This window comes from Streptomyces sp. NPDC002276 (genome assembly GCF_053891435.1).
The window spans coordinates 53,701-79,367 of record NZ_JBSFCQ010000028.1 but is presented as its reverse complement, the minus strand read 5'-3'; the positions used below and the strand labels follow the sequence as shown (position 1 = coordinate 79,367).

The 25,667-nt window shown below is 70.5% G+C and carries 23 protein-coding genes; 8 read left to right on the top strand and 15 right to left on the bottom strand.

The genetic code is table 11. From position 1 onward, the window contains the following. Positions 1 to 65: 65 nt before the first annotated feature. Entirely contained in the window at positions 66 to 1,430 is a 1,365-nt protein-coding gene (locus tag ACWIHT_RS42930) for a serine-threonine protein kinase (protein WP_456174063.1), read from the top strand. Here the strand turns inward: ACWIHT_RS42930 and ACWIHT_RS42925 are convergent. After that, positions 1,419 to 4,202, bottom strand: a complete 2,784-nt coding sequence (locus tag ACWIHT_RS42925) for a penicillin acylase family protein (RefSeq protein ID WP_456174062.1) — start codon at positions 4,200 to 4,202, stop codon at positions 1,419 to 1,421. The genes ACWIHT_RS42930 and ACWIHT_RS42925 overlap by 12 nt on opposite strands. 221 nt (positions 4,203 to 4,423) lie before the next feature. On the opposite strand from ACWIHT_RS42925, the gene ACWIHT_RS42920 reads away from it, so the two are divergent. Then, complete coding sequence (locus ACWIHT_RS42920) at positions 4,424 to 5,026, top strand: hypothetical protein (protein WP_456174061.1); 603 nt, start codon at positions 4,424 to 4,426, stop codon at positions 5,024 to 5,026. Positions 5,027 to 5,180: 154 nt separating this feature from the next. On the opposite strand, the gene ACWIHT_RS42915 is transcribed toward ACWIHT_RS42920, so the two are convergent. Further along, entirely contained in the window at positions 5,181 to 5,972 is a 792-nt protein-coding gene (locus tag ACWIHT_RS42915) for a G1 family glutamic endopeptidase (RefSeq protein ID WP_456174060.1), read from the bottom strand. Between the two features lie 237 nt (positions 5,973 to 6,209). Here ACWIHT_RS42915 and ACWIHT_RS42910 point away from each other — a divergent pair, with 237 nt between their 5' ends. Both ACWIHT_RS42910 and ACWIHT_RS42905 read left to right on the top strand, forming a co-directional pair. Next, complete coding sequence (locus ACWIHT_RS42910; RefSeq protein WP_456174059.1) at positions 6,210 to 7,148, top strand: hypothetical protein; 939 nt, start codon at positions 6,210 to 6,212, stop codon at positions 7,146 to 7,148. 36 nt (positions 7,149 to 7,184) lie between these two features. Beyond that, positions 7,185 to 7,913: a 3-keto-5-aminohexanoate cleavage protein gene (locus tag ACWIHT_RS42905; RefSeq protein ID WP_456174058.1), complete on the top strand. Its 729-nt coding sequence runs from the start codon at positions 7,185 to 7,187 to the stop codon at positions 7,911 to 7,913. Here ACWIHT_RS42905 and ACWIHT_RS42900 read toward each other — a convergent pair. After that, a complete protein-coding gene (locus ACWIHT_RS42900; RefSeq protein ID WP_456174073.1) occupies positions 7,895 to 8,365 on the bottom strand; it encodes a GNAT family N-acetyltransferase in 471 nt (156 codons plus the stop codon). The genes ACWIHT_RS42905 and ACWIHT_RS42900 overlap by 19 nt on opposite strands. A 196-nt stretch (positions 8,366 to 8,561) precedes the next feature. On the opposite strand from ACWIHT_RS42900, the gene ACWIHT_RS42895 reads away from it, so the two are divergent. Further along, entirely contained in the window at positions 8,562 to 9,629 is a 1,068-nt protein-coding gene (locus tag ACWIHT_RS42895) for an RNA ligase (ATP) (protein WP_456174057.1), read from the top strand. Positions 9,630 to 9,977: 348 nt separating this feature from the next. Here ACWIHT_RS42895 and soxR read toward each other — a convergent pair whose 3' ends face one another. Further along, a complete protein-coding gene (gene soxR / locus ACWIHT_RS42890) occupies positions 9,978 to 10,481 on the bottom strand; it encodes a redox-sensitive transcriptional activator SoxR (protein WP_456174056.1) in 504 nt (167 codons plus the stop codon). A 124-nt stretch (positions 10,482 to 10,605) separates the two neighbouring features. Between soxR and ACWIHT_RS42885 the strand changes: the two genes are divergently transcribed. Beyond that, the gene (locus ACWIHT_RS42885; RefSeq protein WP_456174055.1) at positions 10,606 to 11,067 is read left to right on the top strand and encodes a MaoC family dehydratase; all 462 of its coding nucleotides are present in this window, start codon (positions 10,606 to 10,608) and stop codon (positions 11,065 to 11,067) included. A 25-nt stretch (positions 11,068 to 11,092) separates the two neighbouring features. Here the strand turns inward: ACWIHT_RS42885 and ACWIHT_RS42880 are convergent, their stop codons facing one another. The 3 genes from ACWIHT_RS42880 to ACWIHT_RS42870 all read right to left on the bottom strand — a co-directional run bounded on the left by ACWIHT_RS42880 (position 11,093) and on the right by ACWIHT_RS42870 (position 13,269). Beyond that, positions 11,093 to 11,716 carry a TetR/AcrR family transcriptional regulator gene (locus tag ACWIHT_RS42880; protein WP_093624869.1) on the bottom strand — a complete coding sequence of 208 codons (624 nt, stop codon included), beginning with the start codon at positions 11,714 to 11,716 and terminating at the stop codon, positions 11,093 to 11,095. 94 nt (positions 11,717 to 11,810) lie between these two features. Continuing rightward, complete coding sequence (locus tag ACWIHT_RS42875; RefSeq protein WP_019066249.1) at positions 11,811 to 12,056, bottom strand: YiaA/YiaB family inner membrane protein; 246 nt, start codon at positions 12,054 to 12,056, stop codon at positions 11,811 to 11,813. A gap of 61 nt (positions 12,057 to 12,117) precedes the next feature. After that, positions 12,118 to 13,269: an acyl-CoA dehydrogenase family protein gene (locus ACWIHT_RS42870; protein ID WP_456174054.1), complete on the bottom strand. Its 1,152-nt coding sequence runs from the start codon at positions 13,267 to 13,269 to the stop codon at positions 12,118 to 12,120. A 95-nt stretch (positions 13,270 to 13,364) separates the two neighbouring features. Between ACWIHT_RS42870 and ACWIHT_RS42865 the strand changes: the two genes are divergently transcribed. After that, the gene (locus tag ACWIHT_RS42865) at positions 13,365 to 14,003 is read left to right on the top strand and encodes a TetR/AcrR family transcriptional regulator (protein ID WP_456174053.1); all 639 of its coding nucleotides are present in this window, start codon (positions 13,365 to 13,367) and stop codon (positions 14,001 to 14,003) included. 75 nt (positions 14,004 to 14,078) lie between these two features. Here the strand turns inward: ACWIHT_RS42865 and ACWIHT_RS42860 are convergent, their stop codons facing one another. Further along, positions 14,079 to 15,014 carry an acetamidase/formamidase family protein gene (locus ACWIHT_RS42860; RefSeq protein WP_456174052.1) on the bottom strand — a complete coding sequence of 312 codons (936 nt, stop codon included), beginning with the start codon at positions 15,012 to 15,014 and terminating at the stop codon, positions 14,079 to 14,081. 169 nt (positions 15,015 to 15,183) lie between these two features. Between ACWIHT_RS42860 and ACWIHT_RS42855 the strand changes: the two genes are divergently transcribed. Continuing rightward, positions 15,184 to 16,134: a DMT family transporter gene (locus ACWIHT_RS42855; RefSeq protein WP_456174051.1), complete on the top strand. Its 951-nt coding sequence runs from the start codon at positions 15,184 to 15,186 to the stop codon at positions 16,132 to 16,134. A gap of 45 nt (positions 16,135 to 16,179) precedes the next feature. Here ACWIHT_RS42855 and ACWIHT_RS42850 read toward each other — a convergent pair whose 3' ends face one another. From ACWIHT_RS42850 to ACWIHT_RS42820, 7 genes are all read right to left on the bottom strand, one after another. Beyond that, positions 16,180 to 17,262 (bottom strand): Zn-dependent alcohol dehydrogenase, encoded by a 1,083-nt coding sequence (locus tag ACWIHT_RS42850; protein ID WP_456174050.1) that lies wholly within the window; start codon positions 17,260 to 17,262, stop codon positions 16,180 to 16,182. A 27-nt stretch (positions 17,263 to 17,289) separates the two neighbouring features. Further along, a complete protein-coding gene (locus ACWIHT_RS42845; RefSeq protein WP_456174049.1) occupies positions 17,290 to 18,678 on the bottom strand; it encodes an aldehyde dehydrogenase family protein in 1,389 nt (462 codons plus the stop codon). Positions 18,679 to 18,824: 146 nt separating this feature from the next. Further along, positions 18,825 to 19,100 carry a DUF3574 domain-containing protein gene (locus ACWIHT_RS42840; protein WP_456174048.1) on the bottom strand — a complete coding sequence of 92 codons (276 nt, stop codon included), beginning with the start codon at positions 19,098 to 19,100 and terminating at the stop codon, positions 18,825 to 18,827. 20 nt (positions 19,101 to 19,120) lie between these two features. Next, entirely contained in the window at positions 19,121 to 20,455 is a 1,335-nt protein-coding gene (locus ACWIHT_RS42835) for an ABC transporter ATP-binding protein (protein WP_456174047.1), read from the bottom strand. A gap of 156 nt (positions 20,456 to 20,611) precedes the next feature. Continuing rightward, positions 20,612 to 21,838, bottom strand: a complete 1,227-nt coding sequence (locus tag ACWIHT_RS42830; protein ID WP_456174046.1) for an MFS transporter — start codon at positions 21,836 to 21,838, stop codon at positions 20,612 to 20,614. Positions 21,839 to 21,861: 23 nt separating this feature from the next. Next, positions 21,862 to 23,286, bottom strand: a complete 1,425-nt coding sequence (locus ACWIHT_RS42825; protein ID WP_456174045.1) for a CitMHS family transporter — start codon at positions 23,284 to 23,286, stop codon at positions 21,862 to 21,864. Between the two features lie 122 nt (positions 23,287 to 23,408). Further along, positions 23,409 to 25,649: a molybdopterin oxidoreductase family protein gene (locus tag ACWIHT_RS42820; RefSeq protein WP_456174044.1), complete on the bottom strand. Its 2,241-nt coding sequence runs from the start codon at positions 25,647 to 25,649 to the stop codon at positions 23,409 to 23,411. Between the last annotated feature and the right edge of the window lie 18 nt (positions 25,650 to 25,667).

The window sequence follows — 25,667 nt, the reverse complement described above, 5'->3', positions numbered from 1 at the left end:
AATCTTCACCGGTAGCGGGACGATGCGCCCACATTGAGCCACTCCGGGGGACGAGGAGGCCGGTCATGGCGGATCCGGCGATGAGTGTGAGCCCGTACTGGGAGTTGACCTTCGACGCCGACGGAGACGTCGACCAGGGGGAATGCGATCGGATGCTGCGTGAGGTGCGGCAGCGCGGGGTCGGTGACCTGATCGTGTTCTCGCACGGGTGGAACAGTCAACGCGCCGGTGCCACGCGGCTCTACAGCCGCTTCTTCGCGCCGATTCCGAAGCTCGCACCGAAGGCCCGCATCGGGTACGTGGGCGTGATCTGGCCATCGATGGAGTTCCCGGACCAGCCGATCCCGAACTTCCCGCGATCGAACGTGGCCGCGACCGAACCGATCGCCTCTCGGGTGCTCGACGACGACACCCGGCACACACTCCTGGACGCCTTTCCGGGCAACGCGACGCTGATCGACCAGATCGCCCGCATGCTGGACCAACAGCCCGCCCAGGACGCCGAGTTGGAGGAGTTCGGGCGGCTGGTGCGGACGCTCGTGGAGGTGGTGCCGACCGGGCCGCAGGCGCAGTTCGGCGCGGACACGATGGCGGAGGGGTCGCCACAGTGCGAGCCGCGGATGCTCGCCGTCGGCTGCACGGCCGAGGTCTGCGACCAGTTCGCGCAGGCCCTGGAGCAGCTCGTGTCGCCCCAACCACCGGGCGCCACCGTGGAGTTCACGCTGCCGAACCCGTGGAAGGGGGCGCGGGAGCTGCTGCGGCAGGCGGCGTACTACGCGATGAAGCGGCGCGCGGGCACGGTCGGCGAGCGGGGTCTCGGTCCGGTGATCGGGCGGCTCGCGGGGGTGGCGCCGGAGGTGCGGGTGCATCTCGTGGGGCACAGTTTCGGCGGGCGCCTGGTGTCGTTCGCGCTACGCGGTCTGCCCGAGGGGGTGCACTCGGTCAAGTCGGTGACGCTGCTCCAAGGGGCCTTCTCGCACTACGCGTTCGCGTCCCGGCTGCCGGACGACGTGCGCGCCGGGGGTGTGTTGCAGGGGCAGCAGAACCGGGTCGACGGTCCGTTGGTGTGCTGCTACTCGCACTTCGACTCGGCGCTCGGCACGATCTATCCGCTGGCCTCGCGGATGGCGGACGACGACCGCTCGTTCGCCGCGTTCGAGATCGGCCGGGTGCTGGGCGACAAGTGGGGCGCGATGGGCCACGACGGGGTGCGGGCGGTGCCCGGCACCCAGGCGCTGACGCTGGCCGAGGCCCTCAACTCGCCGCTGCCGATGTCGGGTTGTGTGAACGTCGACGCCTGTGCGGTGGTGTGTCAGGGCGGCGCTCCTATGGGAGCACACAGCGACATCGTGCACCCTGAACTGGCCCGGGTGGTGCTGGCGGCAGGCCGGATCGGCCGGCCCACCGCCGCTACGGCGTCACCGGTGTGACGTGTACTCCACCACTTGCTGGAAGGTGGGCCGGTTCTGCCAACTGATGTTGTAGTGCTTGATGCCGCCCAGGGTGCGCTGGACGATCGAGTCGGCGCACCACTGGTCGCCGGCCGAGCACAGGGAGTCCCCGGGGTAGACGGTGGCCGCGGTGGTGCCGGCCGCCGTCTTCAGGGTGCTGATGAGGATGTCCCGGCAGGCGCTGAGGCTGCCGCCGCCGCAGTACTGCGCGCCCAGCGGCCCCGACACGGTCTGCCCGAGCACCGACCGGATGTCCTTGTCGACGTAGCTCCACCAGCCGTACTGGAAGGAGCTGCCGGCGTGCGACCCGGTCGGGCCGTGGGCGGCCGACGGGGTCTCGTCGATGTACAGGTTGTTGGTGAAAGCGGTGTACAGGCTGTCACCGAGGCCGGGTTGGAACTCGGCCTTCACCAGCAGCGGCCACCAGCCGTCCAGGATCCGGATGGCGTCGGCATTGGCGTAGGTCTTGGACCCGGCCGAGGTCTCGGTGCGCTTGCCGCCCGCGGTCAGCCAGGTCTGGAGCTTGGTGACGGCGGCCGCCGCGGTGGTGTCGGTGACCGTACTGCTGTTGACGACCTTCAGCAGGTCGGGCAGTACGTCCTCGGCGCGCAGGTCGGTGAGCGAGGCGTCCGACATGGCCTTCACGAGCGCGGATCTGGTGACCCCGCCGGCCGCGACGAGTTTCTTCACCCGGTCGTCGAGGAGGTTGCCCCGATGGACGGACCCGTCGCCCCAGCTCGCGGTCGTGTAGTTGAGGGCCTGTTTGTTGTTCCAGGAGATGTAGTAGTCCTGGTCGATGGAGTTGGGGTGCGCGGAGGCCGGGGTGTAGTCGGAGGTGTTGGTGGTGGGGTCCCAGTTCTGCCACTCGTAGGCGGCCTGGCCCCAGACCGGGAACTCGGGGTCGACACCGCTGGCCCGCACCGGGTTGTTGCCGCTGTTGTAGTACGCGGTGTGCTGGGAGTCGGCGTAGAACCAGTTGAACGTGAAGTTGATGTGCTGGGCCGCGGTCTGGAAGGTCTGCGGGCTCTTCACGTAGTCCGGGTCGTTGAGCATCTGGAAGCCGATGATCGAGTCGGCCTCGTGCATGTAGGAGGAGCGCAGGGTGGTGTAGGCGACCTTCTTGCCGCCGACGGTCGCCCGGTACTCGACGGGTCCGTACTCGGTCTTCCAGACCCGCATGGTGTACGACCCGGCGGCGGTGCCGTCGGCCGTGGTGGGCTTCCAGGAGTTCGCCTGCTGGACCTCCTCCATGGCGGTGCAGGTGCCGTGGAAGAGGTAGTGGTAGTCGTCCTGGCAGAGTTCGACCGCGTAGGTGTCGATGATGTCCTGGCCGGAGGTGGTCGCGGACCACGAGTAGTCCTGGCCGCGGCCGAGTTCGACGTACATGCTCAGGCCCGCGAAGGAGGCGCCGCGGGCGCTGATGCCCGGGCCCTGGATCTCCTGGAGCATGAGCAACTGGGGTGCGAAGTAGCCGGTTTGGGGTCCGAAGACGGCGATCGGGTGGCCGCTGGCGGTGTATTTGCCGCTCACCACAAGGGCGTTGGACATCCCGCGCTTGGCGGAGCTGAGGGCGGTGGCGGTCGCCGCGGCGGAGGCGGCGTCGGCGCTCTGGTCGGCACCGGTGCCCGTGGCGTCGTAGACGAGTGGTTCGGTCGTCACCGAACCGGCGTCCGGCAGGGCCTCGCCCAGTGCGGTGGTGGGCTTGGTGCCGTACGGGAAGCTCTCGCCGTTGTGGACGGTGAGCACGGCCTCGGGGTCGTTGCGTTCGCGGAAGGACTCCCAGACCTTGGTGCCCTGTTCCACGCCGTACTTCTCCTGGGCGGCGAGCAGGGAGATCGCGTTGTTCACCTCGCCGCCACCGCCGGAGCCGAACAGGGTGCCGATGACGGAGGCCAGCGCGACCAGGTCGGTGATCTTGAAGTGGTCGATCGTGCCGGCGTTGGTGATCGAGTCCTTGTGGCCGGTGAGGACGTACTCGCCGGGGAAGTAACGGCCGCTGTCCGAGGCGTCGATGTAGGCGTTGATGCCGGCCAGATAGGCGTTGGCGTCGGCGAGTGCCTGCTGGCCGCGGGCGCCGTTGTTGGCGACGGCGTTGTCGATCTGGGACTGGAGTTCGGCCTCGGTGTAGGGGGCGTTGCGGTAGAACTCCTGCTCAAGGCCCTGGTTGGCGGCGACGCCGCCCGCGAAGGTGGTGAGCTGGCCGCGTCCGACGTGCCGGAAGACGTCCATCAGCCACAGCCGGTCCTCGGCCGCCGCGTATCCGGCGCCGTACTCGGTGCCGTAGCGCGTGGTGCCTGTGATGTGCGGCACACCGGTCGCCTTGTCGCGGACGATGGTCACATCGGTGCGACCGCTGGGGCTCTCGGTCGAGGCGACGTTGGCGGCGGGGACCCCGAACGAGGCGTCGTTGAAGAAGGTGTTGATCTTCGCGTCGGTCAGTGTGGAAGCGCCCGTGGCCAGGTTGGCGTAGGGGCCGAGCTGATCCTCGGCGTGCGCGGGCTGCACTCCGAAGGCCTGGTTGAGAAGGATCTGGGCGAGGGTCGCGTTGCCGTTCTCGCCGGCCGGGAGGATGTCCGAACACTGGCCGCCGCAGTAGTCGTTCGAGGCGGTCGCGGCGGTCGCCGTTCCCTGGGCAAGAGGAGACAAAAGGGCGGCAATGAGGGCGCATACGGATGCGGCCTTCAGGAACCCGGGGAATCTGCCGGGAGTTCTCAGTCTGTCGAACAAGTTACGTGGGGTGCGCCGAGGCATGGCGGCTCCTACCGACGGGGGTGTGGCCGGACGTTACCGCCGGTATCCCCGGGATTGAAGATGAACATGCGTCAAGTTTTGGATGAGCAGCAGCGGCTTATGGGGGCCATCGGAAATCGGATGGAGCCAAATCGCTTGTCGATACGTCTATTCGGCGACGTCCGTACGACGACGCCGAGGTGACCGAAGTACAGGTGCAGGTGTGACGGAGGTGCAGGGCGATGGCCGGTTTCCGGAGTCTGGCGAGACAGGTGCGAGACCCTCGGTGCGATCTGGCGCTGCGGCGCTACTCGCTGCGCAAGTGCCTTGAGCGGTTCGCCCCTTATGGGCACAGGGCGACCTGGGACCACTTGAGCTCCCGGGCTGGGTTCGGACCCGAGGACCGCTCCCCCGACCCGGCGCGGCTCGTGGCCGCACTGGACGAACTGGAGGAAGCGCGCAAGGTCTGGCTCGCCTACGAGGCAGGGTTCGCCGAACGCCGCAAGAAGGAGAAGCACGACGGGCTCCGCCGCCCGGGCACCGTGGACGACTGGCACCGGCTGACCTGGGGCGGCTTCGGTGTCGCCTGGTGCGACGACCCCCGACTCCACCCCCATGAACCACTGGCCGAGGTGCTGCGACGGCTGATCGCCGCCCTGGAGCGCGAACCGGGTTCCGTGTGCCCGGTGTGCGCCGGGGAGCGCCTCCAGTGGAAGTACGACCTGGCCCACGAACCCTCCTCGGGCCCGGTCTGCACCGACTGCGGCATCGTCGTCCCGCGTCCGGTGCTCACGCCCGAGGCCCTGGCCTACGCCAGGCGCGGACGGCTGCTCATGTCGGCCTGAACCGGGGCGATCTACGAAGGGCGCCAGGGGTGCGCCGGGGATGCCGCACCCCCTTTGGACCGAACCGGTTTGCCCTTGCTCCCGCAACGGCCGAGGCTGCCGACGGCGATCCGTCGACAGCCCCGAAGTGGTGCGCCACAAGTGCCGGCAGGTGTCAGCTGGCCTTCCACACGTCGGCGAAACTACCGCCGGAGATCGAGCCCGGCTGCGCCCGTACGGCGGAGCTGCTGCTCTTCGTCATGACGATCTCGTTCGGCGAGTAGGTGTCCAGGTTGCTGCCGTTCGTCTTGGCGCCGGTGAAGGTCACGGTGCCGAAGTTGGCGAGGCTCGCGACCGAGCCGCCGACCTCGGGGGCCTCGGCGATGACCTCGGCGGAGGCGTTCTTGAAGCCGGACGAGCCCGCGTGCGTGGTGGTCTTGGTCCAGCCCTCGGTGGAGTCGGCGAGGGTCATGGTGAAGGTGGAGCCGGTGTAGGTCACGGTCGCGGTGAACTTGTCGCCGCCCTTGACGGTGACACCGGAGTACGCGCTCTCGGAGGCGGGCAGCACCTCCCACCAGGCGCCGTAGGTGGCCTTGCCGCCGATGCAGTCGGCTTCCGTTCCGGTCTGCTCCAGCGCGGAGTTGCTGTAGCCGTCGAGGCCGACCCAGAACGACGAGTACGTGGTGGCCGAGCCGCAGGTGACGGTCGGCTGGGTCCAGGCCGAGGTCACGGATGTGTAGGCGCCGGTCGAGCCGGTGGCCGCGTAGCCGGACCAGTTGGTGGACGAGACGGTGGCGTTGACCTTGCCGGGGTTCGCGAGCCCGTGCAGGGTGTGGCTCTCGTGGCTCGCTATGGCCTGGGTGAGCTGGGCGGGGGTGTTCGAGGCCGCAAGCGAGGGCGTGGCCAGGGCGGCGGTGAGGGCCGCGGCGGTGACGAGAACGAACCCGGCGGAAGATCTCGGGGACATGACTCTCCGTCATTCGAGGGGTGGGGGGCTGCCGTGACGACAGTGGACAGCAGCTTCCGCGAGGCCTCATGAGCATGGCAAGACGGTCAAGCCCCTTCAGTCTTGAGGGAATTGACGGCGCAACAACTGAGAAATCTGACAGGTTCATTCAAATTTGATCAATAACCGGGCAAGACTGACCAAACTTCAGGGCAACGGTCTTCCGCCCCACGACAGCCCTGACTTGAGCTGGAGTACGTGACTTCCAGACCGGAGTACGCGACGCCCGTCGGCGGGGCGATGCCGTTCCACGAGGCCTTGCGCGCGGCCATCGCGGCCAGCGGGCTGAGCCTGGACCGGATCCAGGACCGGCTGCTGCGCCGCGGTACGCCGGTGGCGTCGGCGACGCTCAGTTCCTGGCAGTCCGGGCGCTACCAGCCCGAACGCCAACGGTCGTTGGCGGCCCTGACCGTCCTGGAGGACGTCCTGCGGCTGCCGCCCGGCGCGCTCACCGGACTGCTCGGCCCGCCCCGGCCCCGAGGCCGGTGGCTGCCACCGGTCGGCGACCACCCGGATCTGGCCCGGGTCTGGTCGGACCACCGCGACCTCACCGCCACCCTCGCCGCGCTCGACACCCGCTGGGACGACAGCCTGACCCGGCTCAGCTGCCACAACCGGGTCGACGTGGCCGCCGACCGCAGCGTCCGCTCCATGACCAGCCGCCGACTTCTGCGCGCCGAGGCGGACGGCGCGGACCGCTGGATCGCCCTGTACCGCCTCGACGCGCCCGGCCCGTTGCCGCGGATCCGGCTGGCGGCCCCGGCCCGGCTGGGCACCGTCGTCGAACTGCCCGCCGAGGGGCTGGTGGCCGCGGAGCTGCTCTTCGACCGCCCGCTGGCCCGCGGCGAGACCGTGATCGTCGACTACACGGTGGAGCACCGGGACCCGCCCCCGTACTCGCTGCGCGCCGAGACGACCATCCACGTGCCGATGCGCGAACACCTCCTGGAGGTCCGGTTCGCCAAGGGGGCACTCCCGCGCGCGTGTTACTCGTTCCGCACGAACGGCCTCGACTCCCACGCCGGTACCGCGCGGCCCAGGGAGCAACGGCTACGGGTGGACGCGTCCGGGTCGGTGCACGCGGTGGCGTTGGGGGTGGGGCCCTGCCGGGTGGGGATTCGGTGGGTATGGACGTGAGTGGGCGTTGTCAGTGGTGGGTGGCACCATCGAGGCATGGTGCAGGTCTGTCTCAACGGGGCCCGAGGGGCCGCCGACGGCTGGATGGTGCCGGTCTCGCCCGGGGCGTTGGCCGATGCCGCGGTGGAGGCCGTCGCGGCGGGGGCCACGGATGTCCACCTCCACCCCAAGTCCCCTTGCGGGGACGACACGTTGTCGCCGCGTGTCCTCGCGGTGACGCTGGACGCGATACGGGCGCGGGTGACCGTGCCGGTCGGTGTGACCACCGGCGCCTGGGCCGAGCCGGACCCCGCCGCCCGGCTGGAGCGGGTGCGCGGCTGGACCGTGCTGCCCGACCACGCCTCGGTCAACTGGCACGAGCCGGGCGCCGAGGAGGTCGCGGCGGCGCTGCTGGACCGGGGCGTCGGCGTGGAGGCCGGTATCTGGTCCGGCACGGACGGCGCCGCCCGCTTCGCCGTCTCACCGCTGCGGTCGAGGGTCCTGCGGGTCCTCGCGGAGGTGACGGACCGGGACGGGGACACGGCGGAGGCGTCCGCGTACGCGCTCCTCGCCGAACTCGACACCGGTCACGGCCGCCCGGTGCTGCTGCACGGCGAGGACGGCGGCGCCTGGCCCGTGCTCCGGCTGGCGGGACGGCTGGGGCTCGCGACCCGAATGGGGCTGGAGGACACACTGTTCCTGCCGGACGGCCAACGGGCCCTGTCCAACGCCCAGTTGGTCGCCGAGGCGCTGGTGCGGTACGGATGTCAGGACGGCGCCGCATAGCAACTGACGGCCACCGTCTGCTGGGGGCTCCATCGCTGCTCGACCGTGGCCATCAGTTCCCAGCCCAGCCGCTCGTACAGGGCGGCGGCTGCGGTATCCGTGGTGACGACGTCGAGCACCGGATGCAGGCCGTGCCGCCGCGCCTCCTGGACTGCCCGGCCGATCAGCAGTGCGCCGATCCCATGTCCCCGCGCCTCCGGGGCGACGAACAGTCTGCCGACCACGGCGGCCGTACCCGGCGGCACCCCCGTCCGCTCGCCCCACAACACCGGTGCCAGATCGCCTTCGCCGACCCGCGACAGACTGACGTGCCCGACGAGGCGGCCTCCGCCGGCGGACTGTTCGGCGACCCAGGAGCCCAGCGAGGGCCCGTGTGTCAGCCAATCACCGGGCCGATCGGGCCAGTTGACCGGATAGCCGTCGTGCGCGTGGACCTCCGCGAGAACCCGCACGCACTCCTCGACATCGCCGTCGGCCCTCTCCCGGATCTTCACTCAGGAAGGGAAACACAGGCCACGGCGTCACGACCACCGGTTTCGACACCGGCCGCAGCCCGGCCCTAGCAGCCGAAATTCCCCTCGCTCAACCCGTTTCGTATCAGGACAGTTGAGGACGATGAAACCCAGTTGAAGAACCCGAGGAGTCCCGATGTCGACGCTGCGCGTCACCGCCGAAGTGCTGACCGTCCACGAACACCCGAACGCCGACGCCCTCGAACTGGCCCAGGTCGGCCTGTACCGGGCCGTCGTCGCCAAGGGCGCGTACCGCACCGGTGACACCGCCGTCTACATCCCCGAGCAGTCCGTGCTCCCGGCCGCGCTGATCGAGGAGTTGGGGCTGACCGGACGCCTCGCGGGGAGCAACGCCGACCGGGTCAAGGCGGTGCGCCTGCGCGGTGAGCTGTCGCAGGGCATCGTGTGCCGGCCCAAGGCGCTCGCGGACGTGGATCTGGCCCGGGCCGCCCTGGACGGCACGGACTTCGCGGAACTGCTCGGCATCGTCAAGTGGGTGCCGCCGATCCCGCCCACGATGGCCGGGGACGTCGAGTCCGCGCCCGATCTGCTGCCCTGGGTGGACATCGAGAACATCCAGCGGTTTCCCGGGATATTCGAACCGGGCGAGGCTGTGGTCCTGACCGAGAAACTGCACGGCTCGGCCTGCCTGCTCACGTACTTCGCCGAGGACGGCCGCGTCCAGGTCTCCTCGAAGGGCTTCGGCGCCAAGTCCCTTGCCCTGAAGGAGGATCCACGCAATCTGTACTGGCGGGCGGTCCGCGGCCACGCCGTCCCCGAGGCCGCCGCCCGCCTCGCCGAACGACTCGGCGCACGCCGGATCGGAATCTTCGGCGAGGTCTACGGCGCGGGCGTACAGGACCTGACCTACGGCGCCGACGGCCGACGCGCCACGCTCGGGTACGCCGTGTTCGACGTCTCCGCCGAGATCGACGGAACGCTGCGCTGGCTGAACCCGACCGAACTCCTCGCCGGGGAGCTGCCGTTGGTGCCCCGACTGTACGAGGGACCGTACGACATCGAGCAGGTACTGAAGGTCGCGAGCGGCCGGGAGACCGTGTCCGGGCGGGAACTGCACCTACGAGAGGGCGTCGTGATCCGCCCCGCCGTAGAGCGCTACAGCCCCGTGACCGGCGGCCGGGCGATCGCCAAGGCGGTGAGCCCCGCGTATCTGACACGGAAGGGCGGCACGGAGTACGAGTGACGCCCGGGCGCGGCCTCCGGCGGGGTGTGAGTGACGGCCGTCGCGCGAAACCCCCGGCAGGGTACGCGTGACGGCCCGACGCGCAACGCCCCCGCCGGGGTACGGGTGACGACCCGACGCGCGAATCCCGCGGCCCGATACGGGCAACGCCTCGGACGCTCAGCCCCGGCACGGTGCGCATGACGGCCGACGTGCGAAACCCTCGGCGCGGTACGGGTCACGCCCGTGAGGGAAGCCTTCGTGCGGTGCGCGTAACAGCTAGCGTGCGAGCCCCTCGGCGCGGTGCGCCTGTCGGCCGGTGTGCGAAGCGTTCGTCGTTGTGCGCGTGGCGGACGGTGTGCTCGCCGGTCAGTCGCGCTTCTCGGGGTCGGGGCCCGGCGCCCCGCCCCTGCCTGTGCCCGGTTCCGGCATCAGGCGGGAACCCGCGCCCCGTTCGCCGATCACGTCGTCCGGGTTGGAGAGGACGCAGGTCGCCAGGGAGAGGCAGCCGCAGGCGATGCAGTCGGTGAGGTGGTCGCGGAGGCGGTTGAGCTGCTTGATGCGTTCGTCGAGTTCGGAGCGCCAGGCCTCGGAGAGGTGGGCCCAGTCCTCACGGGTCGGGGTGCGCTCCTCGGGGAGTTCGGCGAGCGCCTCGCGGATCGTGGCCAGCGGGATGCCGACGCGCTGGGCGGCCCGTACGAAGGCGACCCGGCGCAGGGTGTCACGGGTGTACCGGCGCTGATTGCCCGTGGTACGGCGGCTGCTGATCAAGCCCTTGGCCTCGTAGAAGTGCAGGGCGGAGACGGCGGCACCGCTGCGCGCGGCGAGTTGGCCGACGGTCAGCTCGTGGATCTTCTCGGGAATCTGGGGCACCCCTCGAACCCTACCCATCCACCGGCACGGGTGTTCCGTTGACAGCGGCCCGGCATACGACCATGCTAAGCAGTTGCTTAGGCATGGCGACACATATGAGCTGGATGACGTGAGAGGCCGGGACATGGCAGAGCCGAGGATCTTCACCTCCGTCGACGACCTGCGGGCGGCGGTCGGCGAGCAGTTGGGGTACACCGACTGGGTGGAGGTGGACCAGAAGCGGATCGACCTGTTCGCGGACGCGACGGGCGACCACCAGTGGATCCACGTGGATCCGGAGAAGGCGGCGGCCGGTCCCTTCAAGACGACCATCGCGCACGGCTACCTCACCCTGTCGCTGCTCCCCCTCTTCGGACCGCAGCTCATCAAGGTCGAGGACGTGAAGATGGGCGTCAACTACGGGACGAACAAGGTCCGTTTCCCCGCCCCGGTCCCGGTCGGCTCCCAACTGCGCGCCACCGCGACGATCACCGGCGTCGACGACGTCCCCGGCGGCGTCCAGGTGACCGTCGCCTTCACCGTGGAGCGCGAGGGCGGCGACAAGCCCGTGTGCGTCGCCGAATCGGTGTCGCGCTACTACCTCTGAGCGGCCGACTCCCGCTCGGCAGGGGCTAGTTGGCCCCCACCATCCGCAGCACGAGGTCGGCGTACAGCGCGCCGACCTCGTCGGGCGTCCGGGGTCCGTCGAGGCTGAACCAGCGCGCCACGTCGATGCACAGCGACAGGATCGCGAGGGTCGTGCCCTTCACGTCCGGCACGTCGAAGGAGCCGTCCGCGACCCCGTCCTCGACGATCCCGCGCACCTCGGCGTCGACCTGCCGGCGCAGCGCGAGGATCTCGGCGCGGGCGTCCGGCCCGAGCGAGTCGAGTTCGTACTGCACGACCCGCGCGGTGGTACGACCGCCCGCGTGCCAGCGCACGAAGGAGCTCACCGCGTCGGCCAGCCGCTCGGCCGCGCTGCCCTCGCGCGCCGCCGCCGTACGCAGGATGTCGAGGGCCTTCTCGTGGCCGATCCTGCTGATCCGGTGAAGCAGCTCTTCCTTGGTCTTGTAGTGGATGTAGAGCGCGGCCGGGCTCATCCCGGCGCGGCCCGCGATGTCCCGGGTGGTCGTCGCGTGGTAGCCGCGCTCGGCGAAGGCCTCCACGGCGGCGATCAGCAGCCGCCGGGCCGCGTCGGGCGTGACCTCCGCCCAGGCCTGCGGGTCGCCCGCGGTGGTCTCCTCCGCCGTACTCATCGCTCGTGAACCCCTCTTCGATGACCCTTGATGACTCTCGATGACAAGGGCTCCACCATACCGCCGAACCTGAGCGAGCGCTTAGTCTCCCCGCTCAGAGCTTTTCGAACGGGTTGTAGGTGCCGCGCGCCCCCTCCTGCCGGTCCCGGATCACCTTCGCGAGGGTGAAGGAGGAGGTGACCAGATACAGGACGGCGATCGCGAGGAAGGCCCGCACCCAGGCGTCGGCCTGGAGCTTGAAGATGCCGATGGCGGTCGCCGCGATGGCGACGGAGAAGGACGCGACGGCCTGGCCGTAGAAGGCGGCCGTGTTCTGCGGTTTGCCCGATGCTTCACTCATGGGGACAAGCGTCCGCTCCTACGGCCGTCCCGGCATCCGTACGGATACTCAACTCCCGTACTCAGAAAGCCGAAACACCCGTCAACGCCCGCCCGATGAGGAGTTTCTGGATCTGGCTGGTGCCCTCGTAGAGGGTCATCACGCGGGCGTCGCGCAGCAGCTTCCCGGCCGGGTACTCGTCGATGTAGCCGTAGCCGCCGAAGACCTGGAGCGCGTTGTTGGCGGCACGCACGGCCGCCTCCGAGGCGAAGAGCTTGGCCTTGGAGGACTCGGTGGCGAAGGGGAGCCCTCGGTCGATGAGGTCGGCGACCCGCCAGGTCAGCAGGCGGGCCGCGTCCACGTCCACGGCGATGTCGCTGATGAGTTCCTGGACGAGCTGATGGTGAGCGATCGACTTCCCGAACTGCTCGCGCTCACCGGCGTATTGGACCGCCACGTCCAGCGCGGCCTGGGCGATGCCGACGCAGCCCGCCGCGACCGACATCCGCCCCTTGGCCAGCGCCGACATGGCGACGGAGAAGCCCTTGCCCTCGGGCGCGAGCATCGCGGAGGCGGGGACACGGACGTCTTCGAGGACAAGCTCGGCGGTCGCCTGGCCGCGCAGGCCGAGCTTGCCGTGGATGGTGCGGCGGGTCAGGCCGGGGGTGTCGGTGGGGACGAGAAACGCGGAGACGCCCTTGTGGCCGGGCGCGTCCGTCGAACGGGCGAAGAGCAGCACCACATCGGCCCAACTGCCGTTCGTGATGAACATCTTGGTGCCGTTGACGACGTAGTCGTCGCCGTCGCGGACCGCGCGGGTGGTGAGGTTGCCCGCGTCGGAACCGGTGCCGGGTTCGGTGAGGCCGAAGCAGCCGACGTACTCGCCGGAGGTGAGCCCCGGCAGCCAGCGCCGTTTCTGCTCCTCGCTCCCCCAGGCCGCGATCGACTTCGCGACGAGCCCCAGCGACACGGAGACGATGCCGCGCACGGAGGAGTCGCCGCGGCCGAGCTCCTCGGTGACCAGGCAGTACGCGAGATGGTCGCCGCCCGAGCCGCCGTACTCCTCGTCGATGGTCAGCCCCAGGAAGCCGACCCCGCCGAGCTTCTTGACGATCGACCGGTCGACCTCCTCGGCACGGTCCCAGGCGATGACGTGCGGGGCGATCTCGCGGTCCACGAAGTCCTTGGCGAGCCGCCGTACGGCTTCCTGCTCCTCGCTCAGTCCCAGGTCCATCGCGTGTCACCCCATAGCCGTATGCCCATTGCCCAATTGCCGCACATTTAAATTAGCACTGCTAGTTTCCCTCTCGCAGCCCTACTATGTGCGCCATGGCCCGACCGCGCAAGCCCCTCCTCAGCACCGACCGGATCGTCGAGACGGCTCGCCTGCTGGTGGACTCGGAAGGGCTGGCGGCCGTCTCCACGCGTCGGCTCGCCGCCGAGCTGGGGGTGAGCGGGCCCTCGCTCTACAACCACTTCCGCACGAAGGACCAGATCCTGGAGGCGGTCGCGGACTCGGTGAGCGCGCAGGTCGATCTGTCGATGTTCGAGGACGGCCGCGACTGGCGTACCGCGCTGCACGACTGGGCCGTGTCCTATCGGTCCGCGCTGCGGGATCACCCGAACATCGTGCCGGTGCTGGCGACCGGGCCCGGGCGGCGGCCGGCGGGGTTGCGGCTCGCCGACGCGGTGTACGGCGGGATGGTGGAGGCGGGATGGCCGCCTGCGCAGGCCACGTCGATCGGGGCGTTGATGCGGTACTTCGTCATGGGGTCGGCGTTGGGGTCGTTCGCCGGGGGGTTCGTGGGCGACGCGAGTGCGTACGATCCGGCCGACTATCCGCATCTCGGGCAGGCGCATCTTCTTGCCGAGCAGCAGGAGAAGGTTGACGAGCGGGCTTTCGAGGTGGGGCTGGCCGCGTTGCTGGATGGATTGGCGGGGCAGTTCTCGGAATTGACAGACAGGTAGGGTTCCGCGGTTTGCCCGGTGCCGGTCCGCTGTGGCTGGTCGCGCAGTTCCCCGCGCCCTGGCAGGCAGCGCTTCTCAAGAAGCTCGCAGGATCGCCTTCGGTAGGTACGCCGACACCACCCAGTTCGGCGCGTCCACGACCTCCGTGATTCTCAGGTCTACGGCGACACTGCACAGCACGTACGCGTCGATCGGGGCGAGGCCGTAGCGGCTGCCCAGGTGGTCGATCATTGCGCGGGTCGCGTCCTGGGCCGCCCTCATGAGATCCGGAGCTACGCCCATCGTGGCGTAGTGGCCGACGCGGTCGGCGTCGGTGCGGAGTGGGCCTGCCGTTTCGAATTGGGGGGCCGTGATGCGGCGGCCCTTGTGCAGGCGGATCCGGGCCGCGCCCGACAGGGACGCCTCGATCGCGCTGACGCACAACTCGCCGTCGCCCTGGGCCGCGTGGGGGTCGCCGAGGCTGAGGCGGGCGCCGGGTACCTGGACGGGGAGGTAGAGCTTTGTGCCGACGACCAGGTCCTTGCAGTCCACGTTGCCGCCGAAGTGGCCCGGCGGGAGCACGCTTTGGGGCTCGGTCGCGTCCGGGCAGACCCCAACCACCCCGCAGAAGGGGCGAATTGGGATGTCGGCCACGTCGAGGAAGTCGGCCGTGGATCCGCCGCTCAGGTCCCACAGGTGCAGATGCGCGTCGGGGAAGTCCTCGCTGAGCAGGCCGAGTCCGGGGAGTACGGCCGTCCAGCCCCAGTCCACCGAGCGGAGTTCAAGGAACTCCACCTCCAGTACGTCGCCCGGTTCGGCGTCCTTGACCACGATGGGCCCGGCCAGCGGATAGACCCGGTCCCAGTCGAAGCCCGCGACCGCGTCGACGGTCGACGTCGGGTCGAACTGGCCGTCCGTCGCCTCGGTGAGGTCGAACGACACGGTGTCACCGTCCTCGACCTCCAACACGGGTTCGTGCTCGGTCGACCACAGGCGATGCACGCGCTTCGGTACGGAGTGGTGGTGGCTCATCTGACCGTCCTCACCTGTCGGCACTTGTGCCGGACTCTGCCCCTCCGACCGAGCCGACGTCAAGCCTCATAGGCAACAAATCTAACCTCGTGGGCATCGCGCCGGCACCCCGAACCTCACGTCCGATTTCCGCTAGCGCCCCCTCCCCGCCCCCGCATAGTCTCGGGACATGAAGAAACCTCTCCGTCCCGCCGAAGCAACCGCCGCCGCAGCCGCTGTCGTCACCGTCGTGCTGTGGGCCTCCGCGTTCGTGTCCATCCGAAGCGCCGGAACCGCATACTCGCCAGGAGCCCTGGCCTTGGGGCGGCTGACGAGCGGGGCGCTGACGCTGGGAGTGTTCTGTCTCTTACGGCGGGAAGGGCTGCCGCCACGGTCCGCGTGGCGGGGGATCGCGATCTCGGGCGCGCTGTGGTTCGGCTTCTACATGGTCGTCCTGAACTGGGGCGAGCAGCAGGTCGACGCCGGTACGGCCGCCCTGGTCGTGAACACCGGGCCGATTCTCATCGCTCTGCTCGGCTCGCGACTGCTCGGTGACGCGATGCCGCCGCGGCTGCTCGCGGGGATGACGGTGTCCTTCGCCGGTGCGGTGACCGTGGGGCTGTCGATGTCGGGTGAGGGCGGCTCGTCCGTGCTCGGCGTGGTGCTGTGTCTGCTCGCGGCGGTCGCGTACGCGGGTGGGGTCGTCGCCCAGAAGCCGGTCCTCGGCCGGGCCAGCGCGCTCCAGGTGACGACGTTCGGGTGTCTCATCGGGGCGGTGCTGTGCCTGCCGTTCGCGGGGCAGCTCGTCCAGCAGGCGGCCGACGCGCCCGTCTCAGCCACGCTCAACATGCTCTACCTGGGCATCTTCCCGACCGCCATCGCCTTCACCACCTGGGCCTACGCCCTCGCCCGTACGACCGCCAGCCGCATGGGCGCGACGACGTACGCCGCGCCCGCACTGGTCGTCCTCATGTCGTGGCTCGCGCTCGGCGAGGTACCGGGCCTGCTCACGCTGGGGGGCGGGGTGCTGTGTCTCGCGGGTGTGGCGGTGTCGCGGTCCCGGCCGCGCGCCAAGGCGAAGGCCGAGACAGAGGGGGCTACGGCCATCGCCACTGACCCGCAGCCCGAACAGGTCCCGTAGGCAAGGCAGTTCAGCCCGAACCGCCAACGCTGCCGACCGGGCCGGTCAGAACACCACCAACGCCCGGCCGCCCTTCCCCGCCACCATGTTGTCGAACGCCGCCGGAATCCCCTCAAGCCCGATCCGTTCCGTCACCAGCGTTCCCAGGTCCAGGCGTCCGGCCCACACGTGTTCGGCGAGTACCGGCAGGTCCTTCGCCGGGTCGGAGTTGCCGTAGACGCAGCCGCTCAACGTCCGTCCCCAGTGGAAGAGTTCGAGGGCGTTGAAGGTGACCTGCTGGTCCTTGCCGCCGATGCCGACGACCGTGGTGCGGCCGCCCCGGCGGGTGGACTCCCAGGCGGTGCGGATGGTGACCGCGCGGCCGACGCACTCCACGGCGACGTCGACGCCCTGCTTTCCGGTGAGGGCGCGGATCTCGCGGGCCGTGTTGTCGGAGGCGACCACGTAGTCCGTCGCTCCGGCCGCGCGCGCCAACTCCTCCTTCTCCGGGGAGACATCGACGGCGACGATCTTCGTGGCGCCGGCGATCCGGGCCGCCTGGAGCGTCGAGAGACCCACTCCGCCGACGCCGAACACCGCGACCGTCTCGCCCTCCCGCACCTGCGCCGAGTGGTGCACGGCGCCGTAGCCGGTGAGGACGGCGCAGCCCAGAAGTGCCGCGTCCGTCAACGGGATTCCGCCCGGGAGGGGGAGCACGCAGGCGGCGGATACGACCGTCTCCTCGGCGAACGCGGCTACGTTCAGGCCGGGGTGGAGGTCGGTGCCGTCGGAGGCGCGGTGGGCGTAGACGTCGGCGGCGCCGTTGAGCGCGTTGGCGCAGAGCCAGACCTCGCCGAGCGTGCAGGCGTGGCAAGTGCCGCAGGACGGGGCCCAGTTGAGGACGACGGGGTCGCCGGGTGCGATGTGGGTGACCTCCTCCCCCACGGCCAGCACCGTGCCCGCGCCCTCGTGGCCGAGGACCGCCGGGACCGGTACGCGCATGGTGCCGTTGGTCAGGGACAGGTCGGAGTGGCAGACCCCGGCGGCCGCGAGGCGGACACGGACCTGGCCGGGGCCGGGGTCCGGGAGGTCGATCTCGGCGATCTCCAGCGGAGCGCCCACGGCGGGCAGTACGGCGGCGCGAACCATGCGAGGCCTCCTGGAGGGTCAACGGGATCAGAACTGAAGGGACTTGGTCTGGAGGTACTCGGACAGCCCGTGCGAGCCGAGTTCCCGGCCCACGCCCGACTGCTTGTAACCCCCGAACGGGGCACGGGGGTTGAAGCGTCCGCCGTTGATGTCCACCTGCCCGGTCTCCAACCTCCGTGCGAACGCGACCGCTTCCGCCTCCTCCCCGGCCCACACCGCGCCCGCCAGGCCGTAGACCGTGCCGTTGGCGATGCGCACGGCGTCGTCCTCGTCGTCGTAGGGGAGGATCGACAGGACCGGGCCGAAGATCTCCTCCTGCGCGATGGTCATGTCGGGGGTCACGTCGGCGAAGACGGTCGGGGCGACGAAGTAGCCCTGCGGGGACGGGTGTTCCGGCCCTCCCGCGACCAGGCGCGCGCCCTCCGCCACCCCCTTCTCGATGTAACTCCGCACCCTGGCCCGCTGCTTGGCGTTCACGACCGGGCCGATGCGGTCGCCGTACTTGACGGCGGCCGTCGCGGCCAGTTGCACCGCCTCGTCGTACTGGTCGCGGTGGACCAGCATGCGGGTCCAGGCGCTGCACGTCTGGCCGGAGTTGGACATCACGTTGGCGACGCCGACGTTGACGGCCTTGGCGAGGTCGGCGCTCGGGAGGATGACGTTGGCGGACTTGCCGCCGAGTTCGAGGGCGACCTTCTTGATCGCGGCGCCCGCCGTGGCACCGATCTGGCGGCCCACCGCCGTGGAGCCGGTGAAGGAGACCAGGTCGACGCCCGGGTGCTCGGCGAGGGCCTGTCCCGCGATCGGGCCGAGGCCGGTGACAAGGTTGAAGACACCGGCCGGGATGCCCGCCTCGGCGACCGCTTCGGCGAACAACTGGGCGGTGAGCGGGGTGTCTTCGGCGGGTTTCAGCACCACCGTGCAGCCTGCCGCGAGCGCCGGGGCGACCTTGGCGACGATCTGGTGGAGGGGGTAGTTCCAGGGGGTGATCGCGCCGACCACGCCGATCGGCTCCTGGTGGACGGTCGAGTTGCCGACCTTCTCCTCGAAGGCGTGGGTCGCGGCGAGTTCGGCGTACGAACCCGCGACCGCGATCGGCACGCTCGCGTGGACGGCCTGCGAGAAGGCGAGCGGGGAGCCGAGTTCGGCGGTGACCGTCTCGGCGATCTCGTCCTTGCGGGAGACGAGCACGTCCCTCAACACCCCCAAGAGCGCGGCCCGTTCGGCGGGCGGGGTGGCGGCCCAGCCCGGGAGGGCGGCACGGGCGGCCCGTACGGCGGTGTCGATGTCCTCGGCGTTGCCGACCGGGACGCGGTCGATCACCTGCTCGTCGACCGGGTTCACCACGTCGATGGTCTCCCCGCTCGCGGCGGGGCGCCAGGCGCCGTCGATGTACATGCCGTCGTGTGCCTTCATCGTGCTGCCTCCCGGGCGTGACTGCGTCGTCCGCCTCACAAACTAGCGGTGTTAGTTTTCCGGCGCCAGAGACCTCCGGTCACGGGTGCTCAGAGGTCCTCGGTCACGGGTGTCCAGAGGTTCCCGGTCACGGGTGCGCGGCCGGGTCAGAAGTCGGCCCGGGTCCGGTCGTCCACCCGGCCCACCGACTCCTGCGCGAACGCCTTCTCGTACGCCCGCCGGATCTCCTCGATCTTCCGGTCGCTCGCGCCCGCCGCCACCGGATATCGCGTCTCGACGTACGGCGTTCCGCGCGTCGACGCGGGAGCGGTTGCGGGGGCGGTCTCCGTGTCGAGGGTGGCGTAGGCGGTCGGGGCCGCGGCGGTCAGGAGGAGGCCGGCGAGGGCGAGGGCTGCCCGGTTTCGGGTGAGATGCACGTTCATGCGCCTATCCGTACCGGTCGTCACTCGTCCAGGTCGGGCAGCCGCGCCGGGGCGGGCGAGATCCGTTCGCCGTGCTGGTCGAAGACGAACAGGTGGGCGATGTCGACGAGGAGCGGGACCTGCATGCCGTGGCGGAGCTGGATGTCGGGGGTGGTGCGGACGACGAGGTCGCCGGGGAGCCGGCCCTCGGGCGGTATGAGGTCGGGTTCCGTGTCCGCCGGGTGGTCCAGGACGACGACCGGTCCCGCGCGCAACACGCCCGCGCGCTCCCGCAGTCGGCCCAGGACGCCGCCCTCGCGTCGACGGCGACGGGCCGGGCGGGTGGGGCGCGGGGCCTCCAACTCCGGTACGACGGCGGGCCGGGAGCCGGTGTTGAAGTGGACGAGGACCTCGTGGCCCTGGAACTCCACATGCTCGACGAGACCGCTGATCGCCACCTCGCCGGGGCGGGCGGAGGCGGGCTTGGCGATGCGGATGGCCTCGGAGCGCAGGCCGACGATGACCTCGCGGCCCTGCTGGACGCGGAGCAACTGGTGGTCCAGGCACAGGGGTTCGGGCAGGCGCAGATACTGCTTGCCGAGGCTGATGGTCATCGCGCCGTCCAACGGGGCCCGGACCAGGCCGCGCAGGAGGTTGATGCGCGGGGTGCCGATGAAGGCGGCGACGAAGACGTTGCGGGGCAGCGCGTACACCGAGCGGGGGCTGCCGACCTGCTGGAGGACTCCGCCGCGCAGGACGGCGACCCGGTCGCCGAGCGACATGGCCTCGGCCTGGTCGTGGGTGACGTAGACCGTGGTGACGCCCAACTCGCGGGTGAGGGAGGAGATTTCGGCGCGCAGGTGGTTGCGGAGTTTGGCGTCGAGGTTGGAGAGCGGCTCGTCCATCAGGAACGCGGAGGGGTGGCGGGCGATGGCCCGGCCCATGGCGACGCGCTGGCGTTCGCCGCCGGAGAGCTGGCTGGGGAAGCGGTCGAGGAGTTCCTCGATGCCGAGCATGCGGGCGGTGGCGTCCACGCGGGGGCGCGGGTCGGTGCCGGGTGACTCGATGCGCAGCGGGAAGCCGATGTTGTCGCGGCTCGTCATGCTCGGGTAGAGGGCGAAGTTCTGGAAGACCATCGCCATGTCCCGTTCGGAGGGGGCGAGATCGTTGGCGTACTCGCCGTCGAGCCTCAACTCGCCCTCGGTGATCTCCTCCAGGCCCGCGATCATGCGCAGTACGGTCGACTTGCCGCACCCGGAAGGCCCGAGCAGGACGAGGAACTCCCCCGGCGCGATGTCCAGCGACAACCGGTCCACCACGCGGGCGCCTCGCGGGTAGGCCTTGCTCACGTCGTGCAGGGAGATGGCGCGTGTCATGACGAGTGCCCCCGGGGGCTCCGCGATCGGATCACCCCGTACGGGTCGTACGAGGCTTGTGAGTCACGGAAGTTAACGGATTGTGCGCGCCGGGGGGAAGAGACCGGACGGGATCGGGCGGGTGGGTCCGGGTGGTGAGAAAACGGACGATCGCGTTCAGGGGATGCGGCGCTCCGCCGAGGTGTCGGCGGACCTGATCCGCTGCCGCGTGCGGGGCGGTTTCGCCGGTGAGCGCAGCGCGACCCCGGCCGAGAGCACCAGCAGCGCGCCGAGCATCACGAACGGGGCGGCCACGCCCGCGACTCCGGCGACGAGACCCGCGGCGGCGGGCGCGGCGACCTGGCCGAGGCGGTTGCCGGTGAGCCGTAGGGCGAGGGCGGTGGAGCGGGCGTCGTCGGGGGCGGCCTGGACGACCGTCGTCATGGAGAGGGGCTGGCCGACGCCGAGGCAGAAGCCGAGGGCGGCGAGCATCAGGCCGACGGCCCACACCGGCAGCGGGAGTGCGATGCCCGCGCAAACGACGCCCGCCAGGAGGCAGGTCGCGGTCAACAGGGCGGCTCGGCCGAGGAGTTGGAGGAGCGGGGTGAGGACGAGACGGCAGGCGATGGTGGCCGCCGCGCGGATGCTGAGCAGTACGCCGATCACCGAGGGCGCGATGCCGCGGTGTTCGCCGACCACCGGGAGGTAGGCGGTGAGGATGTCGGTCGCGGACAGCACGGAGAGGCTGACGAAGATGCCCGCGGGCACGCCCCGGGCGCCGAGGATGCTCCGCATGGGCACGCGATCGCCTTGTGCCGTACGGGACTTGACGGTCGTACGGTCCTCGATGCGCCACAGGGACGTGAACGACACGGCGGCGCCCGCGCCCGCGACGAGCAGGGCAAGGGCGCTGGTGCCGGCCATGTCGGGGCCGCCGATCAGGGCGCCCGCGGCGATGGGGCCGACGAGTTGGCCGAGGGAGGCGCCGATGGTGAAGTGGCCGAAGTTGCGGTCCTGTTCGTGCGGTGCGGACTGGCGGGCGACCAGCGACTGGGCGCCGATCACGAAGCAGAGATGGCCCAGGCCCATCACGCCGCTCCACATGGCCATCGCCCAGAGGGAGTTGGCGAGTCCGCTCAGTGCGCAGCCGCCGGAGATCAGGAGTACGCCGACGGGCAGCAGGGGTGCGCAGCGGCCGTGGTCGGTGCGGCGGCCGAGCGGTACGGCGGCGAACAGCGGGAGCAGCGCGTACACCCCCGCGATGACACCGATCGCCCGCTCGTCCGCGCCGAGGGCGAGGGCCCGGTAGGAGACCGCCGGGCGGGCCATCGACACGGCCGCCTGAGCGAAGCTGAAGGCGATGACGAGGCGGAGCAGCCAGCCGCGGTTCCTGCCGGACGTCATGGTGAAGTCCCTTGTCGTGTGGGTCAGATGATGCCGAACAGGATTCCTGCCCCGAGGACGACGAGCGATGTCAGGGCGGCCCACTTGACCACGAACCTGGTGTGGTCGCCGAACTCCACCTTGGCCATGCCGACCAGGACGTACACGGCGGGCACGAGCGGGCTCGACATGTGCAGGGGCTGGCCGACGAGGGAGGCGCGGGCGATCTCCAGGGAGGAGACGCCGTGTGCCTGACCGGCCTCGGCGAGCACGGGGAGGATGCCGAAGTAGAAGCCGTCGTTCGACATGAAGTATGTGAGCGGGATGCTGAGCACGCCGGTGACGAGGGCCATGTGCGGGCCCATGCCGTCGGGGATGCTGTCGACCAGCCAGGTCGCCATGTGGTCGACCATGCCGGTGCCCTGGAGGACGCCGGTGAAGACGGCGGCGGCGAAGACCATGCCGGAGACGTTGAGGACGTTCTCCGCGTGGGCGCCGAGGCGGGCCTTCTGGTCGGGCATGTGCGGGAAGTTGACGGTGAGGGCCATCGCCGCGCCGAGCAGGAACAGGACCGGGATCGGCAGCCACTCCATGATCATGGCGGTGAGCAGGGTGACCGTGAGCAGCGCGTTGAACCAGTAGAGCTTGGGGCGCAGGGTCGCGCGGTGGGGGTCGAGGCCCTGGAAGCCGTCGTCCTCGTGCTCCTCCGGAAGGTCCGCGCCGGAGCCGGAACCGCCGGTGGCCTTACGGTCGTTGCCGACGCCCGGGTCACCGGCGCCCTTGCCCGTACCGGCGCCCACGAGCACAGTCTCCGACTCGGCGGGCTCCTCGACCAGCGCCTCGTCCAGTGTCAGCACGCCGAGCCGCTTGCGTTCGCGGCGGCCGAGGACGTACGCGAGGACGAGGACGCCCAGCAGGCCCACGGCGAGCGCCGGGATCATCGGGACGAAGATGTCACTGGCGTTGAGCTTGAGGGCGGTGGCGGCACGGGCGGTCGGGCCGCCCCAAGGGAGCGTGTTCATCACGCCGTTGGCCATCGCGGCGACCCCGGTCATCACGACCAGGCTCATCTTCAGGCGCTTGTACAGCGGGTACATCGCCGAGACGGTGATCATGAAGGTGGTCGAGCCGTCGCCGTCCAGCGAGACGATCGCGGCGAGGACCGCAGTGCCGACCACGATCCGCAGGGGATCCGCCTTGCAGAACTTCAAGATCCCCCGGACGATCGGGTCGAAGAGACCCACGTCGATCATCACACCGAAGTAGACGATCGCGAACATGAGCATCGCCGCGGTGGGCGCGAGGCTGGTGACGCCGTCGATGACGTAGTCGCCGAGCTTGCCGCCCTTTCCGACGACAACGCAGAACAGCGCGGGTATCAGGACGAGCGCCGCGATCGGCGACATCTTCTTCAGCATGATCAGGACCAGGAAGGTCGCGATCATGGTGAAGCCGAGGATGGTCAGCATGAGTGGAACACCTAACGTTCGCCTTTGAACTCCCACCAGGGGCGGCGGTCCGACGACGTTAGGTCGCGCAAAGCTGCGTTAACAAGATGTTGACGCGCGAGCAATAAGCGCAAAACTCCAGGTCACAGCGGTGCGATGAGTGCGGCGACCTCCACGGGTACTCCGTTGAGCACCGCGTTGCCCGACAGCGGGTCGAGGAGACTGCCGTCGAGCAGCTGGTTCACGTTGACGCCCGGATCGGCGGACGCGTGGTTGAGGCGGGTGCCGGGACGGTCGTGGCCCCAGCCGTGCGGGAGGCTCACCACACCGCGCCGCAGACCGTCCGTGATCTCGGCGGGGGCGGTCACCTCTCCCCCGGCGCCCTTCACCCGGACCGGCGCTCCGTCGACCACGCCGAGGCGCTCGGCGTCCTCGGGGTGGATGTGCAGGGTGCAGCGGTTGGTGCCGCCGGTGAGGGCGGGGACGTTGTGCATCCAGCTGTTGTTGGAGCGGAGATGGCGGCGGCCGACGAGGACGAGTCCGTCCGCGCGCTCGCTCATGGCCTGCCGGAGCCGGGGCAGGTCGTCGACGATCGGCCGCGGCAGCAGTTCGACCTTGCCGCTGCGGGTCTTGAGCGGCTGGGGCAGGCGGGAGGCCAGCGGGCCCAGGTCGATGCCGTGCGGATGCGCGAGGAGTTTCTCCAACGACAGCCCGTCGGGCCGTACGCCGAAGCCGTCGCCGTAGGGGCCCAGGCGCAGCATCATGTCGAGCCGGCGCTCGGGGCCGGTGTCGCCGGTGAGTTGAGCGGCGACCTCGCCCGGATCGCGGCCGTGGACGGGCGAGTTGGGGTCGGTGACGGCCTTGCCGAGGGTCTGGTCGATGACCATCGTGTCGACGGCGGCCGGGTCGGCGCCGTGCATGCCGGTCGCGGCGAGGATCAGCCGGGCCAGGATCTCGGTCTCGGCCATCCGGCCGGGCTCCAGCGGGATCGCGGGGCGGGTGTAGCGGACCTGGTTGCGGACGGCGAGGGTGTTGAACGCGAAGTCGTGGTGCGGACTTTGGGAGGGCGGGGGCGGCGGCAGTACTACGTCGGCGTGGCGGGCGGTCTCGTTGAGGTACGGGTCGACGCTCACCATGAAGTCGAGCGAGTCGAGGGCCTTGTCGAGGCGGGTGCCGTCCGGTGCGGAGAGCACCGGATTGGAGGCTACGGCGATCAGCGCGCGGATCGGTTCGCCCTCGGCGGTCGCGGTGTCGATCTCCTCGGCGAGCGCGGAGAGCGGCAACTCGCCCTTCGCTTCCGGGTATTGACTCACCCGTGAGTGCCAGCGGCCGAGCGCGAAGCCGCGTCCCGGTCCGGCGGGCCGGGGTGTCCGGTCGGTGGCGGCCTGGGGGAAGAGGGCGCCGCCGGGCCGGTCGAGGTTGCCGGTGAGGATGTTGAGGACGTCGACGAGCCAGCTGGCGAGGGTGCCGTGCGGGACGGTGCAGCTGCCGATGCGGCCGTAGACGGCGGCAGTTGGGGCGGCCGCCAGTTCGCGGGCGAGGGCGCGGATCTCGTCGGCAGTCACATCGCAGGCCTCCGCCACGGCCTCCGGGGTGAAGTCGCCCATCTCGGCCCGGAGTTCCTCGACACCCTGGACGTGCGGGGCCAACTCCCCCAGCTCCACGAGGTGTTCCTCGAAGAGCACGTACGTCATCGCCGCGAGCAGCAGGGCGTCGGTGCCGGGGCGGACCGCGATGTGCCGGTCGGCGAGCTTGGCGGTGCGGGTGCGGCGCGGGTCGATGACGGTGAGGGTGCCGCCGCGGGCCTTGAGCGCCTTGAGCTTGCCGGGGAAGTCGGCGGCGGTGCACAGACTCCCGTTGGACTCAAGGGGGTTGGCGCCGATGAGGAGCAGATGGTCGGTGTGGTCGAGGTCGGGTACGGGGATCGCGTTGGCGTCGCCGTAGAGCAGGCCGCAGGAGACGTGTTTGGGCATCTGGTCGACCGTGGAGGCGGTGAAGACGCTGCGGGTGCCGAGGGCGCCGAGCAGGACCTGGGGGTAGAGGGCGCCGGCCATGGTGTGCACGTTGGGGTTGCCGAGGACGACGCCGACGGCGTGCGGGCCGTGGCGTTCGACGACCGGGCGCAGGCCTGCCGCGACCGCGTCGAAGGCCTCCTCCCAGGTGGCCTCGCGCAGTTCGCCGTCGCGGCGGACGAGGGGGGTGCGCAGCCGGTCGGGGTCGCCGTCGACGGCTCCGAAGGAGGCGCCCTTGGGGCAGATGAACCCCTTGCTGAACACGTCCTCGCGGTCGCCTCGGGCGCCGGTCACCCGGGTGCCCTCGATGGTGAGGGTCAGCCCGCAGGTGGCTTCGCACAGGGGGCAGATACGCAGGGCGGTGCGGGACACGGGGCCTCCCAAGGGCGA